Annotated in this window: 16 protein-coding genes and 1 tRNA gene; 13 read left to right on the top strand and 4 right to left on the bottom strand. The window is 67.9% G+C overall.

Annotation, left to right across the window (positions count from 1 at the left end; translation table 11 throughout):
* Positions 1 to 14: 14 nt before the first annotated feature.
* The 13 genes from ybgC to serB all read left to right on the top strand — a co-directional run bounded on the left by ybgC (position 15) and on the right by serB (position 10,522).
* A complete protein-coding gene (ybgC, locus tag EAT51_RS01135) occupies positions 15 to 464 on the top strand; it encodes a tol-pal system-associated acyl-CoA thioesterase (protein ID WP_130515832.1) in 450 nt (149 codons plus the stop codon).
* 52 nt (positions 465 to 516) lie between these two features.
* Positions 517 to 1,290, top strand: a complete 774-nt coding sequence (gene tolQ, locus EAT51_RS01130; protein WP_130515834.1) for a protein TolQ — start codon at positions 517 to 519, stop codon at positions 1,288 to 1,290.
* A gap of 11 nt (positions 1,291 to 1,301) precedes the next feature.
* On the top strand, positions 1,302 to 1,760 hold the full coding sequence (gene tolR / locus EAT51_RS01125; protein WP_130515836.1) for a protein TolR: 459 nt from the start codon (positions 1,302 to 1,304) through the stop codon (positions 1,758 to 1,760).
* Positions 1,750 to 2,781 carry a cell envelope integrity protein TolA gene (tolA, locus tag EAT51_RS01120; protein WP_130515837.1) on the top strand — a complete coding sequence of 344 codons (1,032 nt, stop codon included), beginning with the start codon at positions 1,750 to 1,752 and terminating at the stop codon, positions 2,779 to 2,781. The genes tolR and tolA overlap by 11 nt, the downstream gene beginning before the upstream one ends.
* A 109-nt stretch (positions 2,782 to 2,890) precedes the next feature.
* Positions 2,891 to 4,219 (top strand): Tol-Pal system beta propeller repeat protein TolB, encoded by a 1,329-nt coding sequence (tolB, locus tag EAT51_RS01115; protein WP_130515839.1) that lies wholly within the window; start codon positions 2,891 to 2,893, stop codon positions 4,217 to 4,219.
* Between the two features lie 89 nt (positions 4,220 to 4,308).
* A complete protein-coding gene (pal, locus tag EAT51_RS01110; RefSeq protein WP_130561155.1) occupies positions 4,309 to 4,824 on the top strand; it encodes a peptidoglycan-associated lipoprotein Pal in 516 nt (171 codons plus the stop codon).
* 178 nt (positions 4,825 to 5,002) lie between these two features.
* The gene (gene ybgF / locus EAT51_RS01105) at positions 5,003 to 5,833 is read left to right on the top strand and encodes a tol-pal system protein YbgF (RefSeq protein WP_205953494.1); all 831 of its coding nucleotides are present in this window, start codon (positions 5,003 to 5,005) and stop codon (positions 5,831 to 5,833) included.
* A 104-nt stretch (positions 5,834 to 5,937) separates the two neighbouring features.
* Complete coding sequence (gene queE, locus EAT51_RS01100) at positions 5,938 to 6,627, top strand: 7-carboxy-7-deazaguanine synthase QueE (protein WP_130515846.1); 690 nt, start codon at positions 5,938 to 5,940, stop codon at positions 6,625 to 6,627.
* Between the two features lie 85 nt (positions 6,628 to 6,712).
* Positions 6,713 to 7,378, top strand: a complete 666-nt coding sequence (queC, locus tag EAT51_RS01095) for a 7-cyano-7-deazaguanine synthase QueC (RefSeq protein ID WP_130515848.1) — start codon at positions 6,713 to 6,715, stop codon at positions 7,376 to 7,378.
* Between the two features lie 70 nt (positions 7,379 to 7,448).
* A tRNA-Lys gene (locus tag EAT51_RS01090) sits at positions 7,449 to 7,524 on the top strand.
* Positions 7,525 to 8,341: 817 nt separating this feature from the next.
* A complete protein-coding gene (locus EAT51_RS01085; protein ID WP_165421878.1) occupies positions 8,342 to 8,938 on the top strand; it encodes a DUF922 domain-containing protein in 597 nt (198 codons plus the stop codon).
* Between the two features lie 111 nt (positions 8,939 to 9,049).
* Positions 9,050 to 9,736, top strand: a complete 687-nt coding sequence (locus EAT51_RS01080; protein ID WP_130515852.1) for a YoaK family protein — start codon at positions 9,050 to 9,052, stop codon at positions 9,734 to 9,736.
* Between the two features lie 72 nt (positions 9,737 to 9,808).
* Positions 9,809 to 10,522: a phosphoserine phosphatase SerB gene (gene serB, locus EAT51_RS01075; protein WP_130515854.1), complete on the top strand. Its 714-nt coding sequence runs from the start codon at positions 9,809 to 9,811 to the stop codon at positions 10,520 to 10,522.
* 93 nt (positions 10,523 to 10,615) lie between these two features.
* Here serB and EAT51_RS01070 read toward each other — a convergent pair whose 3' ends face one another.
* From EAT51_RS01070 to ahpC, 4 genes are all read right to left on the bottom strand, one after another.
* The gene (locus EAT51_RS01070) at positions 10,616 to 11,575 is read right to left on the bottom strand and encodes a transaldolase (protein WP_130515856.1); all 960 of its coding nucleotides are present in this window, start codon (positions 11,573 to 11,575) and stop codon (positions 10,616 to 10,618) included.
* A gap of 43 nt (positions 11,576 to 11,618) precedes the next feature.
* Positions 11,619 to 12,581, bottom strand: a complete 963-nt coding sequence (locus EAT51_RS01065) for a LysR substrate-binding domain-containing protein (protein ID WP_130515859.1) — start codon at positions 12,579 to 12,581, stop codon at positions 11,619 to 11,621.
* Positions 12,582 to 13,175: 594 nt separating this feature from the next.
* A complete protein-coding gene (gene ahpF / locus EAT51_RS01060) occupies positions 13,176 to 14,771 on the bottom strand; it encodes an alkyl hydroperoxide reductase subunit F (protein ID WP_130515861.1) in 1,596 nt (531 codons plus the stop codon).
* 158 nt (positions 14,772 to 14,929) lie between these two features.
* Positions 14,930 to 15,490 carry an alkyl hydroperoxide reductase subunit C gene (gene ahpC, locus EAT51_RS01055; RefSeq protein ID WP_130515863.1) on the bottom strand — a complete coding sequence of 187 codons (561 nt, stop codon included), beginning with the start codon at positions 15,488 to 15,490 and terminating at the stop codon, positions 14,930 to 14,932.
* Between the last annotated feature and the right edge of the window lie 29 nt (positions 15,491 to 15,519).

The raw sequence follows: 15,519 nt of genomic DNA, 5'->3' as shown, positions 1-15,519 counted from the left end.
CTCCGGAGCATCCGATGACTGTTGAATCGCCCGCCCAGGCCGTCGCCGATGGGCAACCGTTCAGTATTCCGACAAGGGTCTACTGGGAAGATACCGACGCGGGCGGGGTGGTCTACCACGCGCAGTACGTGGCCTTCCTCGAGCGCGCGCGCAGCGAATGGATGCGATCGCGCGGCCAGATGCAGGAACAGCTGCGCCGCGAACACGATCTGGTGTTCGTGGTGCGCGGCATGCAGCTGGACTTCCTCAGGCCCGCGCGCCTGGACGACCTGCTCACCGTGACCGTGCAGGTGCGCCAGGTGCGGCGCGCCAGCATCGTGTTCGACCAGGCGATCTGGCGCGGGGAGGACCGGCTGCTGGCCGCGCAGGTGAAGATCGCCGCGGTGTCCGCGTCCGCGTTCCGCCCGGTCGGGCTGGACGAGACGCTGTACCAGGAATTCAAGCTGTTGGAAGTCCCCGCCTGACCCTTTGCCGCTCCCCCTTCTTTAAAGCGTAGAACCCCCGAGGAAACAACGGATGATTGGATTGCTCCTGGCGCTGCAGGACGCCGTGACCGAGACCCTGCCGCCGGAGGCTGCCGCCGCGGCTGCCCAGGCCACCGCGCAGGCCGCCCACAGCTCCATCAACTACTTCGAGCTGCTGCTCAAGGCCAGCCTGCCGGTCAAGGTGATCGTGCTGCTGCTGCTGACCGGCTCGCTGGTGAGCTGGATCATCATTTTCCGCAAGGCCGGCGTGTTCAAGCGCGCCAACCGCGATGCCGACGAGTTCGAAGGCCGGTTCTGGTCCGGCGCCGATCTGGGCAAGCTGTATGCGGCGGCCACCGATCGCGGCCGCGTGGTCACCGGCCTGGAGGCGATCTTCGAGTCGGGCTTCCGCGAGTTCGCCCGCCTGCGCGACAAGCGCCACACAGATGGGCGCGTGCAGCTGGAGGGCGCCCAGCGCGCCATGCGCACCGCCTATGTGCGCGAGATCGACGCGCTGGAGCGCAACCTGGAGCTGCTGGCCAACATCGGCTCGACCGCGCCCTACGTGGGCCTGGTCGGCACCGTGTTCGGCATCATGGTGACCATGCACGACATGCTCAACAGCGGCGAGCAGGCCGGCATCGCCGCGGTCGCGCCGGGCATTTCCGAGGCGCTGTTCGCCACGGCCATCGGCCTGTTCGTGGCCATCCCGGCGGTGTGGGCCTACAACCGCTTCACCACCCGCGTCGAGCGCATCTCGGTGCGCTATGAAACCTTCGCCGACGAGTTCAGCTCGATCCTGCAGCGCCAGACCGGCGAAGCCTGAGGGAGGCGTCCATGCAGTCGGCCATTTCGCGCAGCCGCAAGCGGCGCAAGCTGAAATCCGAGATCAACGTCGTGCCCTACATCGACGTGATGCTGGTGCTGCTGATCATCTTCATGGTGACCGCGCCGATGCTGACCCTGGCGGTCAACGTGGAGCTGCCCAAGTCGCACGCCAAGTCGGTGGAGAGCAAGAGCGACCCGATCATCATGACCGTGGACAAGGACGGCAACTACTTCCTCAAGGTCACCAAGGACGACAAGCTGCAGGCCTATTCGCCCGAGGAGATCTCCGCGCGCCTGAAGGCGATGGTGGCCGAGCAGGGCGAGGACAAGATCAGCGTGATGCTGGCCGCGCCCGGCGATGCGGACTACCAGAAGGTGATCACCGCCACCGCGCTGCTGTCCGAGTCCGGCGTCAAGAAGGTGGGGCTGGTCTCGCAACCCGGCGGCACGGGCGGCAATGCACGCTGAGGCCACGCATCTGGATCGCCGCGACCCGCGCGACCGCCCCGGCACGGCGGTCGCCCTGGCCGTGGGCGTGCACGTGTTGCTGCTGGCCCTGATCATCGCCTCCTCCTATTTCCACTGGAACCAGGACCAGGCCGAGGCCGCCGCCGGCTCGCCCGCGATCGAGGCCTCGCTGGACCTGTCGGCCGCCGACATGCGCGCCGCGCAGCAGGCCGTGCGCGAGTCGGCCAAGGTCGAGCCCAAGCCGACCCCGCCCACGCCCATGCCGCAGCCGGTGGCCGACGAGGACACCGTGCCGCCGCCGCAGCCGGTGCCGGAGCCCAAGCCGCAGGATTCGCCGGTGCCGCGCCAGCAGCAGGCCCAGGAGCGCGTGCCCGATCCGCAGCAGGTCAACCAGGAAGAGGCCAGCCGCCTGGCCATCGCCCAGGAGAAGGCCGAGAAGGAGCAGGAAGCCAAGCGCCGCCAGGAGCAGATCGACCTGACCGAGCGCAAGAAGCAGGAAGAAGCCGAGCGCCTCCAGCGCCTGGCCGCGCAGCAGGAAGAGGACGACCGGCAGAAGAAGCTGGCCGCCATCCGCGCCCAGCGCGCCCAGGCCGACAAGCAGGCCCAGCTGGCCGAGCAGAAGCTGCGCCAGCTGGCCGACGCGCGCGCCCGTCAGGCCTCGCAGCAGCAGGCCACGCAGGCGTCCTCGTCGCAGGCCGCCGCGTCCAACCCCTCGCCGGGGCAGAACGGCACCGATCCGGGCCTGCTGGCCAAGTACCAGGCGGCCATCCAGAGCGCGGTCATGAACCAGTGGACGCGTCCGGACTCGGTGGCGGTGGGCACGCGCTGCAAGGTGCTGGTGACCCAGCTGCCCGGCGGCGAGGTGATCTCGGCCGAGGTACAGCCGGGCTGTCCGATGGACGCGGCCGGCCAGCGTTCGATCGAGGCGGCCGTGCTCAAGGCCCAGCCGCTGCCGTACCGCGGCTTCGAACCGGTGTTCAACCGCCGCCTGATCTTCAATTTCGAGGCGCAGGATCGCTGAGCGCGGCACGCCGGGCGGTGGTTCACACCGCCTTGGCGTTCATGATTGCGAAAATGTTCACCCGTCGGCTGCTATCCCTAGCCGATCTTTTCGCACAAGCCCAGCCTTCATGAAGAAACTCACGCGGTACTTCGCCCTTGTCGTGGCCCTGTTCCTGCCTGCAGCGGCCTTCGCCCAGAGCCAGGGCCTTGAGATCAACATCGTCGGTGGCAACCCTTCCGCGCTGCCGATCACCATCGTGCCGATGCCCTACCAGGGCTCGGGCGCCGCACCGACCACCGACGTCTCGCAGGTCGTCAGCGCCGACCTGGATCGCTCCGGCGCGTTCCGTACCCTGCCGGTGGCCAGCATCGTCGAGAAGCCGACCCGCGGCTCGGAGATCCAGTACCCGACCTGGCGCGCGCTCAAGCAGGATTACATTGTTGTCGGTCGCGTGCTGGACGGCGGCAACGGCGCCTACCGCGTCGAGTACGAACTGTTCGACGTGGCCAAGCAGGAGCGCCTGCTCGGCCTGGCCATGACCGGCCGCGCCAACGCCATGCGCGATGTCGCCCACCAGATGGCCGACGCCATCTACGAGAAGATCACCGGTATCCGCGGCGCCTTCTGGACCCGCATCGCCTACGTCACCCAGACCGGCCTGGGCGCCAATGCGCGCTATGCGCTGATGGTCGCCGACTCGGACGGCTTCAACCCGCAGACCATCGTGCGCTCGGCCGAGCCGCTGCTGTCGCCGGCCTGGAGCCCGGATGGCCGCAAGCTGGCCTATGTGAGCTTCGAGCGTGGCAACTCCTCGATCTACATCCAGGACATCACCACCGGCGCGCGCGAGCTGGTCGCCAGCTTCCGCGGCATCAACGGCGCGCCGGCGTTCTCGCCGGACGGCCGCAAGCTGGCCCTGACGCTTTCGCGCAGCGGCAACCCGGAGATCTACGTGATGGACCTGGGTAGCAAGGCGTTGACCCAGATCACCAACCAGTACGGCATCGACACCGAACCGACCTGGAGCGCCGACGGCAGCTCGATCTACTTCACCTCCGACCGCGGCGGCCGTCCGCAGATCTACAAGGCCTCGGCCAGCGGCGGCGGCGCCACGCGCGTGACCTTCGAGGGCAACTACAACGCCACCCCGACCGTCTCCTACGACGACAAGAAGATCGCCGTGGCCCAGGGTTCGGGCAACACCTATCGCATCGCCATGATGGATTCCAGCACCGGTTCGCCGCGCTGGACCACGCTTTCGCCCGGTTCGCTCGATGAGTCGCCGAGCTTTGCCCCCAACGCCTCGATGATTCTGTATGCCGCACGCGAGGGCGGTCGGGGGGTGCTGTACGCCGTGTCCGCCGATGGCCGTGTCCGCCAGCGCTTGGTGCTGGCCCAGGGCGATGTGCGTGAGCCGGCATGGTCGCCGTATCGGAACCAGACCCCGCAAAAATAATGCGAAAGGGTCATTCCGCCGGTTTAACATTGCGTTAAACTAACCCGCGTTTTTGCATCCACCACCCCGGATCCGCGTAAGGAACCCAAATGAACACCACTCTCCGCGTCGTTGCTTTGTCCCTGATGTCCGTGGCCGTTCTGGCCGGTTGTAAGAAGAACACCAAGACCCAGCCGCCGCCGCCGGCCGTCGAGCCGCCGCCGGCCATGACCCAGCCGACCACCAACGCCGGTGCCTACGGCCCGAGCGATCTGGATACCGACGCGTGCCTGCGCCAGCGCGTGGTGTACTTCGATCTGGACCAGGACGCCGTCAAGCCGGAGTTCCAGGCGATCATGGCCTGCCACGCCAAGTACCTCAACGATCGTCCGTCGGCCCGCATCAACCTGGAAGGCAACACCGACGAGCGCGGTTCGCGTGAGTACAACATGGGCCTGGGCGAGCGTCGCGGCGACGCGGTCTCCTCCGCCCTGCAGGCCGCCGGTGGTTCGGCCAGCCAGCTGTCGGTGGTGAGCTACGGCGAAGAGCGCCCGGTCTGCACCGAGTCGACCGAGGAGTGCTGGGCCAAGAACCGTCGCGTCGAGATCGTGTACACCGCGAAGTAATCGACGTTAGACCTCGGGCCACCGTTCGCGGTGGCCCAACGGGGCCGGTGACCGGGGCGGGGCAACAGGACACAACCTGTCTGCCCCGGTCGGCACCGGCCCTTTTCGTTGGATGGCCATGGTTCAATGCTCCGGCCGTCCGATCCGCAACCCTCGTTACGTGAGCGCCATGCGTCCCATCCGATTCCGTCTTCTCCTGCCGGCCCTGCTGCTGTCGCTGGGCGTCGCGCCCGCCGCCTTCGCGCAGAAGGCCAGCCTGGCCGACCGCGTCGCCGCGCTGGAAGTGCGTGCCAACAACACGCAGGCCAATACCGACCTGCTCAACCAGATCACCCAGCTGCGCCAGGACCTGGCCAGCCTGCGCGGCACCGTCGAGCAGCTGCAGAACGAGAACGAGCAGCTCAAGCAGCGCGCGCGCGACCAGTACCTCGACCTGGACGGCCGCATCGGCCGCCTGGAGAGCGGCGGTGGCGGTGGCGCGGCTGCCGGTGCTCAGCCTTCCGTGTCCGTGGCGCCCGCGGCCGGCGCCAAGGCTGCGCCGCCGACGGCCGGTGCGCCCGCCGCGACCGCAGAGGCCCCGCCCGCGGTTCACGGCGATGCCGGCGCGATGGCCCAGGCCGGCGACGAGCGCACCGCCTACGGTGTGGCCTTCGACGCGCTGAAGAAGGGCGACTACGCCGACGCGGCCAATCTGTTCACCAGCTTCCTGCAGCTGTATCCCAGCGGCGTCTATGCGCCCAACGCGCTGTACTGGCTGGGCGAGAGTTATTACGTCACCCAGAACTACCAGATGGCCGCCGACCAGTTCCGCGCGCTGCTCTCGCGTTATCCCACCCATGACAAGGCGCCCGGCGCCCTGCTCAAGCTGGGGCTGGCGCAGTACGGACTGGGCAAGGTCAACGACGCCCAGACCACGCTGCAGCAGGTGATCCAGCAGTACCCCGGCAGCGACGTGGCCCGCACCGCCGACGATCGCCTGCATTCGATCCAGGTCGGGCAGATCCGCTGAGCCCAACGAGGTCCGCCAGGACCTTTCGCAGTACCGCAACACGCACCACTCGAACGCCACCGCGAGGTCTGCGGTGGCGCCGCCGTTTTGAGAGAGCCTCCGCAATGAACGCCGCCGCCGCCGCCGTCCCCAGCCAGATCGAACAATCGCCGCAGGACCGGCTGAAGATCACCGAGATCTTCGTCTCGCTGCAGGGCGAGGCCGACGCCGCCGGCTGGCCGACCGTGTTCGTGCGCCTGACCGGCTGCCCGCTGCGCTGCCAGTACTGCGACACCGCCTACGCCTTCCACGGCGGCACCTGGTGGGAGATCGAGGACATCCTGGCCGAGGTCGCGCGCGCGGGCGTGCGCCATGTCTGCGTGACCGGCGGCGAGCCGCTGGCGCAGAAGCGCTGTATCGGGCTGCTGGCGCGGCTGTGCGATGCCGGGTACGACGTCTCGCTGGAGACTTCCGGCGCGCTGGACGTCTCGCAGGTCGATCCGCGCGTCTCGCGCGTGGTCGACATCAAGACCCCCGGCTCGGCCGAGGAGCACCGCAACCGCTGGGACAACCTGCCGCTGCTGACCGCGCGCGACCAGGTCAAGTTCGTGCTGTGCAGCCGCGCCGACTACGAATGGGCGCGCGAGGTCGTGCGCGAGCACGCGCTGGACCAGCGCTGCGCCGTGCTGTTCTCGCCGTCCAAGGATCAGGTGAGTCCGCGCGCGCTGGCCGACTGGATCGTCGAGGACCGCCTGCCGGTGCGCTTCCAGATGCAGCTGCACAAGCTGCTGTGGAACGACGAACCCGGCCGCTGAACCCGCGCGGGAAGTGCCTGCCCGGCGCCCGGGCGGTAGGCTATGCGCTCCCCGGCCTGTCTCGCCGGCAAGAAGAACACCCCACATGAACAATGCAGTCGTCCTCGTCTCCGGGGGCCTGGATTCGGCCGTCGTCCTGGCCATCGCCCGCGAACACGGTTTCCGCACGTACGCGCTGAGCGTGCAATACGGCCAACGCCACACGTCCGAACTCGACGCCGCCGCGCGCGTGTCGCAGCAGCTCGGCGCCGCCGCGCACAAGACCGTCCACGTCGACCTGCGCAGCATCGGCGGCTCGGCGCTGACCGACGACATCGAGGTGCCGCAGGCCGGCGGCGAAGGCATCCCGGTCACCTACGTGCCGGCGCGCAACACCATCATGCTGTCCATCGCGCTGGGCTGGGCCGAGGTGCTCGGCGCGGCGGACATCTTCTGCGGCGTCAACGCCGTGGACTACTCCGGTTATCCGGACTGCCGGCCCGAATTCATCTCCGCCTTCCAGACCCTGGCCAACCTGGCGACCAAGGCGGGCGTGGAAGGCGCCGGCCTGCGCGTGCACGCGCCGCTGCAGTTCATGAGCAAGGCCGACATCGTGCGCGAGGGCGTGCGCCTGGGCGTGGACTTCGGCGCCACCGTGTCCTGCTATAACGCCGATGCCAGCGGCGCGGCCTGCGGGCGCTGCGACGCCTGCCGCCTGCGCGCGGCGGGCTTCGCCGACGCGGGCGTGCCCGATCCCACGCGCTACGCCTGAGGCGCGGGTCGCATCGCCAGCCCTTTCCGGTAGAATGGCCGGCCCCGGCGCAACGCCGGGCCGCGTGTCCGGGCCGTTAGCTCAGTCGGTAGAGCAGAAGACTTTTAATCTTTTGGTCGAAGGTTCGAATCCTTCACGGCCCACCATCGCAGGATTTCAGGGTGTCCGGTAAGTTTTCAGCAATGCCGGAAAGGCCTTAAAAAGTACATGGTTTAGGTCTCAGTGAGTCTCGGACCGCCCTCCATGAGTCGGCGGTCTTCCGGTCGAGTAAGCGACTGCCCGCGTTGCAAAAAGACGAGCGCTCAGAATGAGCGCATTAACGCTGCCGCAGATTGCGGACTCCGCAGGAATAATGACCCGCGCCGCAGCGATGCGTACCGCCAGAACAACAGGTGGCTTGAACAATTGGTTCCGCCGAGCCTTGTCCACTTCTCAGCGCTGTACAGCAGCGCGCCAGTCTCACTTGGTTATGCAGATCTGCAGTCCCTCGGGAGTGCCGACGCTTTGAGAGGTCCAGTCACTGTCCTGCGAGTCCGCGCACCTCTATCCGCGAGGTGGATGCGTTAGGCTCATCCGACGGGGACAGACAATGGACGGTCGAATGTGCTCAAGGATGTTGCGACGCGCTGGATGGCGTCTTGCTGTCGTGGTCATGCTTGCCCTGGCCACCGGTGCGCACGCTGGCACGGTTCGGGAGAACCGCAAGGATTCCAGCTACACCGTGACGGGGCGGGATGGTCACCAGATCCTGGCCTCCATGAAGGCCTGGAGCGATCGGGCCAAGGCTCAGCTGGGAAAGGATGATGGGCCGGCAGAGGAAACACTCGCTGGCCTGACGCGCGCAAAGATGCGCCTGGATTATGTCCTGCGCGAGTCGTCAGGGGCTTGCCGCATCATCAGGAGCCAAGTGGGGATCGGTATCTCCGTCGCCTTGCCTGTCTGGACCCCGATCCCAGGGCGTCGGTGGCGACGCGCGAATTCTGGCGTGATCTCCAGCAGCGAGTGCAGGTCCATGAAGAGCACCATGTGGCGATCGCCCGCCGCTATGCACACCAGCTGGCAGACGCGGTCGAGCGCATCCAGGCCTCTTCGTGTTCAACCGCTGAGCGGCTGGCCAAGCAGAAGGGGGCCGAGGTCGTCGCTCAGATGCAGAAGGCGCAGGCGGACTTCGACAAGGTCGATGGACACCTTAAGCTTTCATGGGCGAAGCCTGGTGCGGCGGTCGAACGCAGGCTGTCGAATTCGCGAGCGAGCAAATCCCTGCTGTGGGTCTTCTTCTTCGCCGCGTATGGCATCGGCGCGCGCTATCTCTGGGCGCTGATGGCGCGCAGGCAGGCTGCGGCCGAACGCACGCGGGCCGGCCCGAGGCTGCAAGACGACGTGGTCGCGGTCGCTTGCCTCTTCGCCACCGCAATCCTTCCGCCATTGGCCATGCTCTTGATCGAGCATGGGAGAGCGAGCGGGCCTGCGGTGCTGATTTTCATCCTGGCCTGGGGATGCTCGATCGTTCCGGCAGCCATCGTTGCAGGACGCATCATGGCCGGAGCCAAGCGGCGCTAGTGTTGGCGAACGGTCCGTCGCCACCATTGAGATTTTGCCGGCCGTGGCGTTGACAGCCATCGCGCCGCGGCGCGACGCTTGCTGCGTCCGCGAGCCATTGGCGCCCCTTCGATGATTTCCAAACTGCCGCGCTGGGTCTGGTCCGGTGCCTGGGTCATGGCCTTTACCGCGGGCATCGTCAATGTCGTGGCGCTGCTGGGGTTCGGCCATCAGGGCGTGAGCCATATGACCGGCATCACCTCGGAGATGGGCGCGCGCGCGGCGGTGCTGGATCTGCGGGGGCTGGCGCAGCTGGCCGGTGGCGCGTTCTTCTTCGTGGCGGGAAGCGCGCTCAGCGGGGCGCTGATCGGCGATGTCGCCCTGCAGCTGGGGCGGCGCTATGGGCTGGTGCTGGTGCTGGAAGCCGGCCTGCTGCTGGCCTCGGTGCCGCTGATGACGCGTGCCTCGATGTGGGGCCTGTGGCTGGCGGCCTGCGCCTGCGGCCTGCAGAACGCGATGGCCACCACCTACAGCGGCGCGGTGGTGCGCACCACGCATGTCTCGGGCATGTTCACCGACCTGGGGCTGGCCATCGGCCATGGGCTGCGGCGCATGCCGCTGCCTTGGCGCCGGCTGTCGCTGTGCGTGACGGTGATCACCGGCTTCCTGGCTGGCGGCCTGGCCGGCGCGCTGGGCTTCCATCGCTGGTCGTATACGGTGCTGATCGCGCCGGCGTTGATTTGCCTGGCGCTGGCCTGCGTGTACGCGCTCTATGCGCGGCGCGTGGCGGAGCATGCCGCTTCCAAGGGCGTCGCCTAGGCCTATCCCGGCGCGGCCGAGGTCTTTACGCTTGCAGGCCCTTCGTCCCACGGCCGGTGCGCCTGTTCGCCCATGACCGATTCCCACGCACCCGCCGATGGCCTGCAGCTGCGTCGCGCCACTCCGCTGCCGCCGCTGGCGCACTTCGGCCTGATCGCGCTGGACATGGATTCGACGCTGATCACCATCGAATGCATCGACGAGATCGCCGCGGCGGTGGGCCTGAAGGCGCAGGTGGCCGCGATCACCGAGGCGACCATGCGCGGGGAGATCGCCGACTTCCGCGAGAGCCTGCTGCGCCGCGTGGCCCTGCTCAAGGGCGTGCCCGAGGGTGCGCTGCAGGAGGTCTACGACACACGCCTGCAGCTCACGCCTGGCGCAGAGCAGCTGCTCGAGGCGTGCAAGGCCGCCGGGCTGAAGACGCTGCTGGTCTCCGGCGGTTTCACCTTCTTCGCCGAGCGCCTGCGCGCGCGGCTGGGGCTGGACTTCGTCCGCTCCAATCGGCTGGAGGTGGCCGACGGCGTGCTGACCGGGCGCGTGCTGGCCCAGGCTTGGGGCGATGTCTGCGATGGCGCGGTCAAGCGCGCGACGCTGCTGGACGTGACCTCGCTGCTGGGCCTGGACCCGGCGCGCACGATCGCGGTGGGCGATGGCTCCAACGACATCCCGATGATGCAGGCCGCGGGCCTGTCGGTGGCCTTCCACGCCAAGCCGCGCGTGCGCGAGGTGGCGGAGGTGTCGATCGACACGGGTGGGCTGGAACGGCTGCTGGACGTCCTGGGATAGCGCAGTCGCGAGCCCGCTTCCGCGGTTGGCGCGGAAGCAGGCCCGGGTGCAGCGCCTACCCTCACGAGCGAGGGCAGGGCGCGGCGGAGCCGATCAGGCCAGACGGTCGGCGATGGTCTTGCGCAGGCTCTTGAGGTCTTCGGCGAAGATGCGGATGCCGTCGGCCAGCTTCTCCTTGGCCATCGGGTCGGCTTCGACGTCGGCCTTGAACTTGGCCGCATCCACCGGCGTGTGGCTGCCGCCTTCGGCCTTGGCGGGCGTCAGCTTGCGCGGCAGCTCGCCGTGGTCGGCATCGAGCTTGTCCAGCAGGTCCGGCGAGATGGTCAGGCGATCGCAGCCGGCCAGCGCTTCGATCTGCTCGGTCGAGCGGAACGAGGCGCCCATCACCACGGTCTTGATGCCGCGGCGCTTGAAGGTGTCGTAGACACCGCGCACGAACACCACGCCCTGGTCCTCATCGATGCTGGCCGGCGCCTGGCCGTGGGCCTTGTACCAGTCCAGGATGCGGCCCACGAACGGCGAGATCAGGAACGCATCGGCCTCGGCGCAGGCCAGGGCCTGGGTCGGGTTGAAGATCAGCGTGCAGTTGCAGTCGATGCCCTCGGCCTGCAGCTGGCGGCAGGCCTCCACGCCTTCCCAGGTCGAGGCGAGCTTGATCAGCACGCGGTCCTTGGGCACGCCGTTGTCGGCGTACATGGCGATGAACTTCTTCGCCTTGGCCACGCTGGCGGCGGTGTCATAGGCCAGGTCGGCATCGACCTCGGTCGACACGCGGCCCTCGATCAGGCCGGAGAGCTTGGTGCCCACGCCGACGGTGAGGCGATCGGCGACCTCGGCCACCAGTTCATCGGTGACCTCGCCCTGGCCGCGCGCCCAGGCGATCTGCTCATCGATCAGGTCGTCATAGACCGGCAGGTCCAGCGCCTTCTTCACCAGTGTCGGGTTGGTGGTGCAGTCCACCGGCTTGAGGCGCTTGATCGCATCGAAGTCGCCGGTGTCGGCCACGACCACCGACAGGTCGCGCAGCTGCTGCAGTTTGCTTGGGGCACTCATGGGGCGTTCCGTCAGGTTGGAAGAGAGGAATGGGGAAAGGGTCTCACGCGCGTCGTTGCCGGATTGTCGATGCGGCGCGGCGCGGCGGTGCGGTGGCAGGCGCGGAAGGATCCAGCAGCGCGGGCGGCAGGTCCTTGAAGACCTGCGCCAGCTGCATCAGGAAGCCGGACATCGCCGAGCTCTTGCGCCACACCATGGCGATGCGCCGGCTGGGATGGGAGTCACTGAACCCCAGCAGATGGATGTTGTCCGAGCGCGCCACCGGCGGCTTGACCGCCAGCGTCGGCAGCAGGGTCACGCCGACGTCGGCGGCGACCATCTGGCGCAGGGTTTCCAGGCTGGTGGCGCGGAACTCGGACTTCTCGTTGGCGCCCGACAGCCGGCACACCTCCAGCGCCTGTTCGCGCAGGCAGTGGCCGTCCTCGAGCAGCAGCAGCTTCTGGTCGGACAGTTCGTCCAGGGTCAGCGAATCGCGCGCGGCCAGCGGATGCCCCTCGGGCACGGCCAGCACGAAGGGCTCCTCGAACAGGAACTCCACGTGCAGCTGGTCCTCGTCCACCGGCAGAGCCAGCAGGCCGGCGTCGAGCTTGCCCTCGCGCAGCCGCTGCAGCAGCACGTCGCTCTTCTCCTCCACCAGCAGCAGCTCCAGCTGCGGGAAGCGCGTGCGGATGGATGGCACCACGTGCGGCAGCAGATACGGGCCGAGCGTGGGGAAGATGCCCAGCCGCACGGTGCCGGCCTCGGGGTCCTGGCTGCGCCGCGCCGATTCCTTCATCTGCTCGACCTCGGCCACGATCCGGCGCGCGCGCTCGGCCGCGTCGCGACCGGCCGGGGTCAGCATGACCTTGCGCGGCGCACGCTCGACCAGCGACACGCCCAGCTCGTCCTCCAGCTTCTTGATCTGGGTGGACAGGGTGGGCTGGCTGACGAAGCTGGCCGCCGCGGCGCGGCCGAAATGCATGTGGTCGGCGAGGGCGACCAGGTACTTGAGGTCACGCAGGTTCACGGCTGGAGGACTTGTCTGACACGGCCATCGGCGCCGTCGATGCATTCAACGCCTTTTGCCTCGCCCGATCAATCGACGCAGGCTGAACCCCCGGCAAGGGTTTGGGGACTTGAATGAGTTGATGGTGCCCGCGAGGTTCGCCGACGCCGCGATGGAAAAGGATTGACCGCGCCTCACGCTTCGGTAGGAGCCGCCACGGCGGCGATGTGGCTCGGCCGGCAACGCTTGAGCCGCGGTGGAGATTTAACGGGAAAGCCCCATCGCCGCCATGGCGGCTCCCACGATGACTGGGGCTGCACCTAACCGGCAGAAGCCCTCTGCGGAGGGATGAGGACTTTTTTTGAAACGAAGCCTTGTATCTCGACCCGCGAGGCAGCGGGCCGGCGGGCAGGGGCCGCGACCAGCGAGGCAGGAAGCCGAGCGCCCGAATCAGGGCAGGATGCCCTGATTGAGGGAAAAGCGGCCCCTGCCCGCCGGACCGCTGCCCATCCGAAGCCGCAGCACTCAGCCGCGGCGATCCCTCATCCCCGCAAAGCAAAAAAGCCCGCCGGGGTCACCGGCGGGCGTCATTCGCACCTTATCGCGTGGGGCGGATCAGGCAGCCTTGGCGGCAGCCGGCTCCTGCGCGGCGGGGGCGCTGTGGCGGATCAGGTGGTCGAAGGCGCTCAGCGCAGCCTTGGAGCCTTCGCCCATGGCGATCACGATCTGCTTGTACGGCACCGTGGTGGCATCGCCGGCGGCGAACACCCCCGGCACGTTGGTCGCGCCGCGGTCGTCGACGATGATCTCCCCGCGCGGCGACAGCGCCACGGTGTCCTTGAGCCACTCGGTGTTGGGCAGCAGACCGATCTGCACGAAGATGCCTTCCAGCTCCAGCGTGTGCTTGGCCTCGTTGGTGCGGTCGGTGTAGGACAGACCAGTGACCTTGTTGCCGTCGCCGTGTACCTCGGTGGACAGCGCCGAGACGATGATGTCCACGTTGGGCAGGCTGCGCAGCTTGCGCTGCAGGACCTCGTCGGCACGCAGCTTGTGATCGAACTCAATCAGCGTGACGTGCTTGACGATGCCGGCCAGGTCGATGGCCGCCTCGACGCCCGAGTTGCCGCCGCCGATCACCGCCACGCGCTTGCCCTTGAACAGCGGGCCGTCGCAGTGCGGGCAATAGGCCACGCCCTTGTTGCGGTACTCGTTCTCGCCCGGCACGTTCATCTGCCGCCAGCGCGCACCGGTGGACAGGATCACCGTCCTGCTCTTGAGCGAGGCACCGTTGGCCAGCTGCACCTCGATCAGGCCATCGGGCCCGGCGGGGATCAGCTTCTCGGCCCGCTGCAGGTTCATGATGTCCACCTCGTACTGACGCACATGCGCCTCGAGCGCGGCGGCCATCTTCGGCCCCTCGGTCTCCTGCACGGAGATGAAGTTCTCGATCGCCATCGTGTCCAGCACCTGGCCACCGAAGCGCTCGGCGGCCACGCCCGTGCGGATGCCCTTGCGCGCGGCGTAGATCGCCGCGGCCGAGCCCGCCGGGCCACCGCCGACCACGAGCACCTCGAACGGCGCCTTGGTAGAGATCTTCTTGGCGTCGCGCTTGGCCGCACCAGCGTCCAGACGCCCGACGATCTCTTCCAGGTTCATGCGACCCTGGCCGAAGGTTTCACCATTGAGGTACACGGTCGGCACCGACATCACCTGCCGCTGTTCCACCTCGTCGGGGAACACCGCGCCGTCGATGGCCACGTGCTGGATCCTGGGGTTGAGCACCGCCATCAGGTTCAGGGCCTGGACCACGTCCGGGCAGTTCTGGCAGCTCTGCGAAAAGTAGGTCTCGAACTTGTAGTCGCCTTCCAGCCCCTGCACCTGCTCGATGGTCTCCAGCGAGGCCTTGGACGGATAGCCGCCGACCTGCAGCAGCGCCAGCACCAGCGAGGTGAACTCATGGCCCATCGGCAGGCCGGCGAAGCGCAGGTGGATGTCCTGGCCCGGCGAGTTGAGGGCGAAGGAGGGCGTGTGCACGTCGGCATCGCGGTGCTCGACCAGCGAGACCTGGTCGGACAGCAGCACGATGTCGCTCAGCAGCTCGAGCATCTCCTTGGAGGTGGGCGAGTCGTCGACCGAGGCGATCAGCTCCACCGGGCGCGTCAGGCGCTCCAGGTAGGCCTTGAGTTGGGTCTTGAGGGTGTCGTCCAACATGGCGCTTCTCCTTGAAAGGGCGGCAAAGGACCGTCCGGCCCGGAGTGGGCAGACGAGGGGGTGAGGGGGCAAACCGCAGGCCGCGACGCAGGCGGGCTCCGGTTTGCCGCCTGCGCCGCCCCGCGTGAGGCGAGGCGGCGTGGCAGCAGCGGAACGGCTTAGATCTTGCCGACCAGGTCCAGCGACGGAGCCAGGGTCTTGGCGCCTTCCTTCCACTTGGCCGGGCAGACCTCACCCGGGTGCGAGGCCACGTACAGGGCAGCCTTGACCTTGCGCAGGGTGTCGCCGGCTTCGCGGCCGATGCCCTCGGCGGTGATTTCCACCGACTGGATCACGCCCTGCGGGTCGATGATGAAGGTGCCGCGGTCGGCCAGACCCGCCGGACGCAGCACGTCGAAGTTCTTCGAGATCTGGTGGGTCGGGTCGCCGATCATGGCGTACTTGATCTTGCCGATCGCCGCCGAGGTGTCGTGCCAGGCCTTGTGCGAGAAGTGCGTGTCGGTGGAGACCGAGTAGACCTCGACGCCCAGCTTCTGGAACTCGGCGTAATGGTCGGCCAGGTCTTCCAGCTCGGTCGGGCAGACGAAGGTGAAGTCGGCCGGGTAGAACACGACCACGGACCACTTGCCCTTCAGGTCGGCATCGGAGACTTCGATGAACTCGCCGTCCTTGTAGGCGGTGGCCTTGAACGGCAGGATTTCGGTGTTGATGACGGACATCGTTTTCTTCCTTTTTGCTGAGGGGGTGG

It is taken from the genome of Pseudoxanthomonas winnipegensis (assembly GCF_004283755.1).
Lineage (GTDB): Bacteria > Pseudomonadota > Gammaproteobacteria > Xanthomonadales > Xanthomonadaceae > Pseudoxanthomonas_A > Pseudoxanthomonas_A winnipegensis.
This window is presented reverse-complemented; position numbering and strand designations above follow the sequence as displayed.

Bases quoted from the DNA above. Each gene is read 5' to 3' on its own strand.
- ybgC (WP_130515832.1), top strand. From the start codon at position 15: ATGACTGTTGAATCGCCCGCCCAGGCCGTCGCCGATGGGCAACCGTTC.
- tolQ (WP_130515834.1), top strand. From the start codon at position 517: ATGATTGGATTGCTCCTGGCGCTGCAGGACGCCGTGACCGAGACCCTG.
- tolR (WP_130515836.1), top strand. From the start codon at position 1,302: ATGCAGTCGGCCATTTCGCGCAGCCGCAAGCGGCGCAAGCTGAAATCC.
- tolA (WP_130515837.1), top strand. From the start codon at position 1,750: ATGCACGCTGAGGCCACGCATCTGGATCGCCGCGACCCGCGCGACCGC.
- tolB (WP_130515839.1), top strand. From the start codon at position 2,891: ATGAAGAAACTCACGCGGTACTTCGCCCTTGTCGTGGCCCTGTTCCTG.
- pal (WP_130561155.1), top strand. From the start codon at position 4,309: ATGAACACCACTCTCCGCGTCGTTGCTTTGTCCCTGATGTCCGTGGCC.
- queE (WP_130515846.1), top strand. From the start codon at position 5,938: ATGAACGCCGCCGCCGCCGCCGTCCCCAGCCAGATCGAACAATCGCCG.
- queC (WP_130515848.1), top strand. From the start codon at position 6,713: ATGAACAATGCAGTCGTCCTCGTCTCCGGGGGCCTGGATTCGGCCGTC.
- EAT51_RS01080 (WP_130515852.1), top strand. From the start codon at position 9,050: ATGATTTCCAAACTGCCGCGCTGGGTCTGGTCCGGTGCCTGGGTCATG.
- serB (WP_130515854.1), top strand. From the start codon at position 9,809: ATGACCGATTCCCACGCACCCGCCGATGGCCTGCAGCTGCGTCGCGCC.
- EAT51_RS01070 (WP_130515856.1), bottom strand. From the start codon at position 11,575: ATGAGTGCCCCAAGCAAACTGCAGCAGCTGCGCGACCTGTCGGTGGTC.
- ahpF (WP_130515861.1), bottom strand. From the start codon at position 14,771: ATGTTGGACGACACCCTCAAGACCCAACTCAAGGCCTACCTGGAGCGC.
- ahpC (WP_130515863.1), bottom strand. From the start codon at position 15,490: ATGTCCGTCATCAACACCGAAATCCTGCCGTTCAAGGCCACCGCCTAC.